This is a genomic window from Bacillus sp. Leaf49 (assembly GCF_001426125.1).
Lineage (GTDB): Bacteria > Bacillota > Bacilli > Bacillales > Bacillaceae > Bacillus > Bacillus altitudinis.
The window spans coordinates 1-10,361 of sequence record NZ_LMRK01000015.1 but is presented as its reverse complement, the minus strand read 5'-3'; the positions used below and the strand labels follow the sequence as shown (position 1 = coordinate 10,361).

The window sequence follows — 10,361 nt, the reverse complement described above, 5'->3', positions numbered from 1 at the left end:
AGATCAAGGCACGCTTCCTATCGGAACAGCGATTGCCAATACTCGTTTTTACATTATGGGTTCGTTATATGACCTCTCGCCGCAAGGCGTACCGGGTGAACTTGTGATTGCGGGGAAAGGACTGGCAAGAGGCTATTGGAATCTCCCAGAGGAAACGGACAAACGGTTTGTCCCAGATCCGTTTTATCCAGGAGAGCGCATGTACCGTACAGGCGACTTGGTGAAATGGACAGAGGATGGCGAGCTGATCTACCTCGGTAGAAAAGACCATCAAGTGAACATCCGCGGATTCCGGATTGAGCTGTCAGAAATTGAAGCGCAGCTCCTTGCGCTGGATTCAGTCCAAGAAGCCGTCGTGACAACGGTCAAAGACGCAAGTAATCAAGACGCTCTTGTCGCTTACGTCATCACAGATAAAGAAACGGGCACTTTGCAAGAAAGCTTAAAGCGCACCTTGCCAGAATATATGGTGCCATCATGGATCATCGAGCTAGACCAACTGCCGATGACGGCAAATGGCAAAGTGGATCTCAAAGCACTGCCAGCACCTGATATGGAAGCGAATCAAACAGCATACGAAGCGCCAAGAGATGAAGTGGAAGCACTGCTTTGCGGCATTTGGGAAGATGTGCTTGGCGTCAGCCAAGTCGGTATTCACGACCACTTCTTCTTCCTTGGCGGAGATTCGATTAAAGGCATCCAAATGGCAAGCAGACTTACGCAAGAGGGCTGGAAGCTCGATATGAAACTGCTTTTCCAATATCCAACGATTGCAGAGCTTCGCCCATATATCGAAGAAGCGGATCTTCTCACAGCCGATCAATCACCTGTCGAAGGAGAGGTCATTTTAACACCAATTCAGCGCTGGTTCTTTGAACGGAACTTCAGCAGCCAACATCATTGGAATCAGTCCGTTATGCTCCATGCGGCAAATGGTTTGGATGAAGTGCTTGTCAAACAAGTACTCGAGCAGATGATGACCCATCATGATGCTTTGCGATTGGTTTATCCGATAGAAGAAGGACGCATCATCCAGCGTCATCGTGGAGTAGACGAAAACGATGTAGCGGTGGACGTGATAGAAGTACAAGGAGAACGATCACAGCAAATCCAGCAGGTAGAAAAGCTAGCAAATGAAGTGCAGGCGAGTATTTCTTTAACAGAGGGACCATTAGTCAAACCTGCGATTTTCCGTACGGATCATGGAGATCACTTATTGCTCGTTGTACATCACCTTGTCATTGATGGTGTGTCATGGCGTATTTTCCTTGAAGACTTCATGGCTCTTTATGAGCAGGCGAAGCGCGGGGAGGAGCTGACACTTCCTGAAAAAACACATTCATTCCAAGCGTATGCCCAGAAGTTGACGGAATACGCAGTGTCAGATGAGCTGCTGGCAGAAAGGGACTATTGGAAAAAGGTACTTGGGCATTTAACTGCACCTCTGCAAAAGGATCATGTCACAGAGGATCAAAGAATGCTGCATACAAAAACCATTCGCTTTACGCTGTCTGAGGAAGAAACACGCAGCCTACTGACAGAAGTACATGAGGCGTACCACACGGAAATCAACGACATTTTGCTAACCGCTTTAGGATTGACCCTGAAAGAGTGGACAGGAGAAGACAGACACTTTATTCACCTTGAAGGACATGGAAGGGAAGACATCCTTCCGGCGGTCAATGTGTCGCGGACCATCGGCTGGTTTACGAGCATGTATCCTGTGCTGCTTGATTTGTCGCATGCGGAGGATCTTTCGTATCAAATCAAGCTTTTGAAAGAAGAGCTCAGACACATTCCGAACAAGGGAATCGGCTATGGCGTTTTAAAATATTTAACGCCTGACAAAATGAAGGACGGTCTCGCATTTGATATCACGCCAGATATTAGCTTTAACTATCTTGGTCAGTTTGATGAACAGATTGGCGGAGGTGAACTAAGTCGATCCAGTTGGCAGGCAGGTCAATCATTAAGTCCAGAATCAGAGAAACCTCATGCATTAGATATTGTTGGTTTCGTAGAACAGGGCATGTTCCATATGACGATGTCCTATCACCAGCTTGAATTTGAAGAGCAAACGATGGAACAGTTCAAGGACCTTTTAGAAAAGAACGTGAAGGCACTCATCTCACATTGTGTATCACAAGATGAAGCGCAAATTACGCCTAGTGATGTAGGAGACGATGACCTGACCATGGATGAACTTGAAAAGCTAATGGATATATTTTAAGCAAACGAAGAGGTGGACTATGAGCAAACAGAAGATTCAAAAGGTATATCCTTTAACACCAATGCAAGAAGGTATGTTATATCATGCCATGCTAGACCCTAATTCGTCCTCTTATTTCACACAGCTGGAGCTTGGAATAAGAGGGGAGTTTGATCTCGATCTTTTTGAAAAGAGTCTCAATGAGCTCATCGGCACATATGACATTCTCCGTACAGCCTTTGTCTATCAGCAATTACAGAAGCCGCGTCAGGTTGTACTGGCAGAGCGCAATCTAGATGTGTATAGAGAGAATCTATCTCACCTGAACCATCAGGAACAGCAAAAGGTACTAGATCAATATAAAAAGCAAGTGAGAAAGCAAGGCTTCCATTTAACGAATGATTTGTTATTGAAGGTCGCTGTTTTTCAACTGAATGAAACAAACTGGCATCTCATTTGGAGCAACCATCACATCATCATGGATGGTTGGTCCATGGGAGTTTTGATGAAAAAATTGTTTCATTACTACGAATCTTATCGGAACGGCAAAACGCCGGATCGCTCACAAGGAAAACCTTATGCAGATTATATTCAGTGGCTTGGCAAGCAAAATCAACAAGCAGCGGAAGGCTATTGGAAGGATCGCTTAGATGGTGCGATTCAGCATCAAGGGCTTTTGCAGCAAAAAGAAGCGAACGGACAATATGACCATCAGGAATGGACGTTCACATGGGATGCTGAAATGGTCAGCACCATTCAAGAGATCGCAAGGAATTGCCAAGTGACAGCACCAAATCTATTCCAGGCTGTTTGGTCGGTTCTTTTAGGCACTTACCATGCGGCACATGATGTCACTTTCGGAACAGTCGTATCTGGCAGGCCGCCAAGTGTGGCTGGTATAGAACAGATGGCAGGGCTTTTTATCAATACAATACCGGTCAGGGTAGAAATGAATCAGGAAGACACCTTCAAACAGCTGTTTCAAAAAGTTCAGCAGCATGCGCTGGAAGCGGAAAACTATGATTTTATGCCGCTTTATGACATTCAGCAACAGACAGCTGCAGGAGGACAACTCTTCGATCACTTGGTCGGGTTTGAGAACTATCCTTTAGATCAAGAGCTATCTGGTGACACCATGTCGGAACGTCTAGGGTTTTCCATTGATGTAAAAGACGGATTTGAACAAACGAATTTCGATCTAAATGTCCTCGTATATCCAGGTGAAACATGGACATTGAAAATCAAATACAATGCGGTGGCTTTTGAAGAAGAGGTCATTGAAAAAATATCGAAACACCTGACCAACCTCATGAAGCAGATCATCGAGAATCCGGAAGTTCGCCTTCATGACGTGACGTGTATCACCGAAGAAGAAAAACAGCAGATTGAAGCATGGAACAAGACAGAACGAGATTATCCAAAGCATCTGTCTATTCCTGAGCTTCTTAAAGAACGCATTCAAACGCAGCCAGACCATCTGGCGTTAGTCGAAGGAGAGCGGGCATTCACCTATGAAGAACTTGGCCAAGAAATCCATCGTGTTGCGGGATATTTGATTGATAGCGGAGTGAAACAAGAAGATGCCGTCGCAGTGTATATGAATCGATCTGCTGAAGCAGTGATCGCCATTTTAGCGATTCTTCAAGCAGGGGCTGCTTATGTACCAATTGATCCAGCCCAGCCAGAGGATAGAATCCGCTTTATGCTTGAAGACAGCGGCGCATCCGTTCTGCTCTATGCGGACAGCCAGCCGCCAGTTCATGAAAGTATCCAAGCCGTTCGTGTGTCGGACATATCGAATCAGTCCAACGGACCATTCGAAGTCGAGACCTCTCCTTCGCAATTGGCGTATATCATGTACACGTCGGGGTCAACCGGCCAGCCAAAAGGTGTTCAAATTGAGCATCAGCATATTGTCAGATTGGCATGTTCTCAGGAGACACTGGGCTTGAACAAGTCGGATCGTATGGCACATACAGGAGCAGTCAGCTTTGATGCCATTACTTTTGAAATTTTCACCACACTGCTGAACGGTGCAACGCTTTATCCTGTTGACCGTGACACGTTATTAGACATCAACCGGTTTGAACGCTTTATCCAAACGAATCAAATCTCGGCGCTCTTTTTAACGACAGGTTTGTTTAATCAACTCGCTCAGCAGCGACCGCATATGTTTAAAGGATTGTCCAAATTGATCACAGGCGGTGATGTGATCAATGTGAAAAGTGCAGAGCTTGTGAAGAAAAATCATCCATCACTTGTTTTACTGAATGCGTACGGCCCAACAGAAAACACCACCATCTCGACCATTTATGAGGTGAGAGGGGATGAAACGGGCACGATTCCAATTGGTCAGCCGATCAATCATTCGTCCGCTTACATTTTAGATGACAATCAAAGACTTCAGCCAATTGGCGCGCCAGGAGAGCTGTATGTTGGCGGAGACGGTGTCTCAAGAGGATATCTCCATCGTCCAGAATTAACAAAGCAAGCATTTATCGCTGATCCTTTCAAGGCAGAAGGGCGTTTGTATCGAACAGGAGATTTGGCTAGGTACGGTTCAAATGGTCAAATCGAATTCCTCGGACGGACAGATGATCAAGTGAAAATCCGTGGTTTCCGTATTGAGCTCGGTGAAATTGAAACGATTCTTCAACAAGAGACGGGGATCGATGATGCGGTTGTGCTTATCCATGAGTCTCCTTCAGAAGAAAAAGAAATGACCGCTTACTATACGGGAACGATCACGGAAGAAGAAGTGCGGGCTCTATTTAATCAAGCACTGCCAGCATATATGGTACCCCATCACGTCATGAAGCTAGATGTTTTTCCGCTTACCGCAAACGGAAAGGTCGATCGAAAAGCTTTACCAACGCCTGACGAAGCTGATCGTGAAGAAATCAGGATCATTCCACCTGAAACCGAGACGGAAAAGGCGCTTGCTCAAATTTGGGAGGAACTGCTTGGGAAAGCGGTGGGAATAGATGAGCATTTCTTCATGACTGGCGGACATTCACTCAAAGCAATGATGATGTCAGCCAAAATCCAAGAAGTGTTCCAAAAGGAAGTTCCGATTCAAGTGATATTCGAAAAGCCAACAGTTCGATCGCTTGCGTCATACATTGACCAGGACGGTCAAGAAGAACAAGGACATCCGATCTTACCCGCAGCGAAGGCGGAGGACTATCCAGTGTCACCAGCTCAGCGGCGCTTATACATTTTACAAACACTTGAACCTAAGAGTACGAACTATCATATTCCGATCGTCTTAACGCTTGAAGGTACGCTCGATCATCAGCGGCTCACCTCAGCATTTGATGAATTGATTCAAACGCATGAAATTTTAAGAACGAGTTTTCATATGAAAGGCGAGAACATCGTCCAAAGGGTACATGAACGATCGGCATTTGACCTCCCCATCCATGATGTAAAGGAAGAAGAGGCCGAGGCATTTCTTGCTGAACGTCAGGCGCCGTTTGATTTGACAGCCGCTCCCCTCCTGCGGGCACAGCTGCTCAAAGTGAGTCATGATCGTCATCTATTAGTTCTGGAAGCACATCACCTGATTACAGATGGCAGCTCCATGAAGACGTTCATTCAGGATTTGACGAAAGCCTATGATGGAGAGGCACTTGCAGAAAGAGCCATTCATTATAAAGATTACGCTGTCTGGCAGTTAAGTGAAGAAGAAACAGAGAAACAGCGTGTGCATGAAGCGTATTGGCTGAAGCAATTCGAAGGAGATGTACCGGTTTTAGATTTGCCGACAGACTACCCGCGTCCAGTGGAACGTGATTTTTCTGGAGAACGAGTAATGTTTGGCTGTGATCAAGCGACAACTCAGCGTATTCATGAGCTGCTCAAGAAAACAGATACGACGCTGTACATGTTCTTGTTATCTGCATTTCAAGTGCTGCTCGCATCCTACAGCGGACAGGAAGATATCATTGTCGGATCTCCTGTTGCGGGACGAACACATCCAGATATTCAGGACATGCCGGGGATGTTCATCAATACCATTGCGATGCGCGGGAAACCGGAACAAACAAAGTCATTTTTACAGCTGCTTGAAGAAATAAAAGAAACGAGTGTAGATGCTTTTGCACATCAAAGCTATCCGCTCGAAGAGTTAATCGCGCGTCTACCGCTTGATCGTGATACAACCCGAAGCCCGCTCTTTAGTGTTTCGTTTAATATGCAGAACATGGATGTTCCTGCACTAAAGCTCGGCGATCTGAACATTTCGCCTTATGCGATGCAGCACCGATCCGTCAAATTTGATCTGTCTCTCGAAGCATTTGAACGTGAGGGAGAAATAAAACTAAGCCTAGACTATGCAACGGCATTATTTAAAGAGGAAACCATCCGCCGGTTCGGAACACATCTTCTTGCGATTATTCGTGAGGCGGTCCAGCATCCGAATGAACAAATTGGCTTGTTCAACCTCTTGGATCAGCATGAGCAAATGGAGCGGCTGGAGAAAAGGGATGGAGAACAAACAGGTCATCATGAGCCGTACCATGTGCAATTTTCACGTCAAGCCATGGAAACGCCTGATGCCATTGCGGTGATGGATGGTGAAAGGAAGCTGACCTACCGTGAACTAGATCACATGTCCAATGCTCTTTGCAGTGAGCTGAAGATGCAAGGCGTAGAGAAAGAAAGCACAGTCGCACTTATTCTTGATCGCTCTGTCTATGTCATTGTCTCCATGCTAAGTGTAATGAAAGCAGGCGGTGCATTTGTACCAATTGATCCAGCTTTTCCTGCGGAACGTATTCGTTACACATTAAAAGATTCAGGGGCAAAAGTCATCGTGGCAAATGAGTCTCTTGGCGATTCGTATCAGCATCTCAAGTCGATTCAGGTCGTACATGTGGAGAAAGCCGTCCAACGAAACGATTCTCTAGACCTGCCGGACGTATCGGTTGATCAACTGGCTTATGTGATTTACACATCTGGAACAACAGGGAAGCCAAAGGGTGTACAGCTCACGCATCGTAATCTATCACACTACGTCAATTGGTTGACACATGAAGTGACTTTACAAGAATGCGATCGAACGGCACTCCTGTCTTCTTATGCATACGACCTTGGTTACACAAGCATTTTCCCGGTTCTAAAAGCAGGCGGGACACTCTATATTCCTCGTGAAGACGTGTATACAGACCCTGTACGTCTCATGCGTTTTATTGATGAACAAGAGCTGACTTATATCAAAATGACACCATCCTTATTTCATATGATGGCAGATTCGAAGGGTCATACATTTGACGCTTTACGGCTTGTGGTATTGGGAGGAGAACCGATTGTCTCTGAAGATGTTGAGACATTTATGAAGCAGCATCCATGCGTGGCAGTGATGAACCATTACGGTCCGACAGAAACAACGATTGGTACAGTGAGCAAGCTAATGACACCGCATGAGCTGGATGCTTTAAAGGAGCGTTCTATCATCGGAAAGCCTATTGCTCATACAAGAGCGCTCGTATGCAATCGCGAGCAGCGCCTTGTCCCTTATGGCGCACCGGGTGAGCTCTACATTTCAGGTGATGGTGTTTCAAAAGGTTATTTGAATCAGCCTGAATTAACAGCGGAGCGTTTTCTTGAAAATCCTTATTTCCCTCAAGAGCGGATGTATCGAACGGGAGATTTGGTTAGACAGCATACAAATGGAGAGATTGAATTCCTTGGAAGAGTAGACGATCAAGTGAAAATTCGCGGTTATCGAATTGAGAAACAAGAAATTGAGCATGCCGCACGTGCCCTTTCTTCCATTCAAAAAGTGTATGTCAAAGTGATCAACACAAATCGTTTACCGGAGCTGGCATTATATTATACAGCACCTGATCACATTGGAACGCTGACATTTAGAGAAAAGCTTTCAGAGACACTACCGGATTACATGATTCCTACTTATTTTGTCAAAGTGGATTATATGCCGCTGACACAAAACGGAAAAGTAGATGCAAAATCTCTGCCGCTTCCTCATGAGGCACATATGAACCGCACGGCACATGCAGCACCAGAAACGGCGCTTGAGCAGACGCTTTGTGATATGTGGTCAGATGTTCTTGAGATTGAAAAAGTCGGCATTGATGACCATTTCTTTGAATTAGGCGGGCATTCTCTGAAAGGCATGGTGCTCATTTCGAACATGCAAGCCAAACTGAATCAGCATGTTCCACTCAAGGTTCTTTTTGAAAAGCCAACAATACGGGCGATAGCTGCCTATTTGGAAGAAGCTGATGCTTCGCTCGTCACATCCATTCAGCCAGCGGAAAAGCAAGATTTCTATCCAGTCTCTTCCGCACAAAAGCGAATGTACGTATTACAGCAGCTGCATCCAGAATCCGTCACCTACCATATGCCAGCCGTTTTCATGATGGAAGGAAACCTTGATCTGAAGCAGCTAGAAGGAGCGATTCAAGCTTTAATTGATAGACATGAGTCATTGCGGACAGCTTTTGTTGAAATTGATGGCAGTCCCGTCCAAAAAATCTATCGCCGTGTGCCGTTTACGTTACAGATGGTTGAAGTAGAAAGCGATCAGGTACAATCCGTCGTAGACAACTTCATGACACCATTCTCATTACATCAAGCACCTTTAATGAGAGCGAAAGTGGCAAAGCTGTCTGATGACAAATATGTGTTCATGATGGATATGCACCATATCATCGCAGACGGAGTGACACGCAGTCTGCTTATTCAAGAATTAGCGGAGTTGTATGAGCATAAGACGTTACCGCCAGTTCAATTGCACTACAAGGATTATGCGGTATGGCAGCAAGAGGAAGAGCAGCAAGCAGCACTTGAAAAACAGCGGCAGTATTGGCTGGAGCAATATGCACAGCCGCCAGAAGACTTAGCACTTCCGCTTGATTTCCCGCGGCCTAGCGTGCAGTCATTTGCAGGAGACCGGGTTGATAGATGGCTGTCTGCTGAGAAGGCGCAGCATATCAAAGCGCTCATGGCTGAAAAAAATGTGAGCTTGAACATGGTGATGCAAACGGCCTTTGCCATTCTCCTTCATAAATTGACTGGGCAGCATGACATCGTCATAGGGGCTGTAACGGCTGGACGTACACATGCGTCAATCGAACGGATTCCGGGCATGTTTGTGAATACACTGGCCCTTCGACATGACGTTCAGTTAGAAGAAACTGCAGAGCATCTGCTAGAAAAAATAAGAGATCACAATCTATCAGCTTATGAACATCAAGGGTTCCCATTTGAGGATTTGGTCGCGCAGTTAGACCTTCCGAAAGACACGAGTCGCAACCCGTTATTTAGTGTCATGATGACAACGGATGAGCGTGATCTGACGTTACCGGAATTGAATGGACTTACGCTTTCGCACAAACAGCAAGAAGCCGTTCAGGCAAAGTTTGATTTAACGCTCGGCATCTTTGAGGAACAAGATCAAGTGGGCTTGCGCTTTGAATATGCAGCGGCACTATTTAAAAAGAGTACCATTCAGCGATGGAGTCAATATTTTGAGCGAATCATAGACGAAATGCTTGCGAAATTGAATCAGCCGATCTCAACCATCTCCATCTTAACAAAAGAAGAAGAGCGACATCTGCTTGATGAATGGTCAGGACCTATCCTAGATGTCCCGACAGATCAAACGGTTCATGCATTGATTGAGGCGAAGTCACAAGAAGTACCTCATCAAAAAGCAGCTGCCTTCTGCGGCACGAGCTGGACGTATGAAGAACTGAACAACCGAGCGAATACAGTCGCCGCAAGACTTATTTCCAGCGGCATAAAACCGGGAGACCGCATCGGCATTCTCACACGTCCATCGCTCGAGATGACAGCCGCTGTTCTCGGAGTTCTCAAAGCAGGTGCGGCATTTGTGCCGATTGATGCTGATTATCCAGCGCAGCGCATTGCCTACATGCTGGAAGATGGCGGGGCAGAGGTCCTTCTGATTCAGAAAGGGCTCACTGCACCACCTTCATTCACAGGTCATACCCTCTTCATAGAAGAGGCAGTAGAAGGAGAAGCGCACGAGATTCAGGTTCCTATCAAACCAACGGATCTCGCCTATATGATTTACACATCTGGAACGACTGGACAGCCGAAGGGTGTCATGGTCGAGCACCAGTCTCTTGTCAATCTTGCTTTTTGGCACAATGATGCTTTC

General features: G+C 46.0%; 2 protein-coding genes. Both read left to right on the top strand.

All coding sequences use genetic code 11. From position 1 onward, the window contains the following. Positions 1-2,230 (top strand): condensation domain-containing protein (locus tag ASG46_RS09585; RefSeq protein WP_156376654.1); only part of this gene is annotated, 2,230 nt, incomplete at its 5' end. 19 nt (positions 2,231-2,249) lie between these two features. Further along, positions 2,250-10,361, top strand: an 8,112-nt coding sequence (locus ASG46_RS09580) for a non-ribosomal peptide synthetase (RefSeq protein WP_056704291.1), incomplete at its 3' end; no start/stop codon positions are given.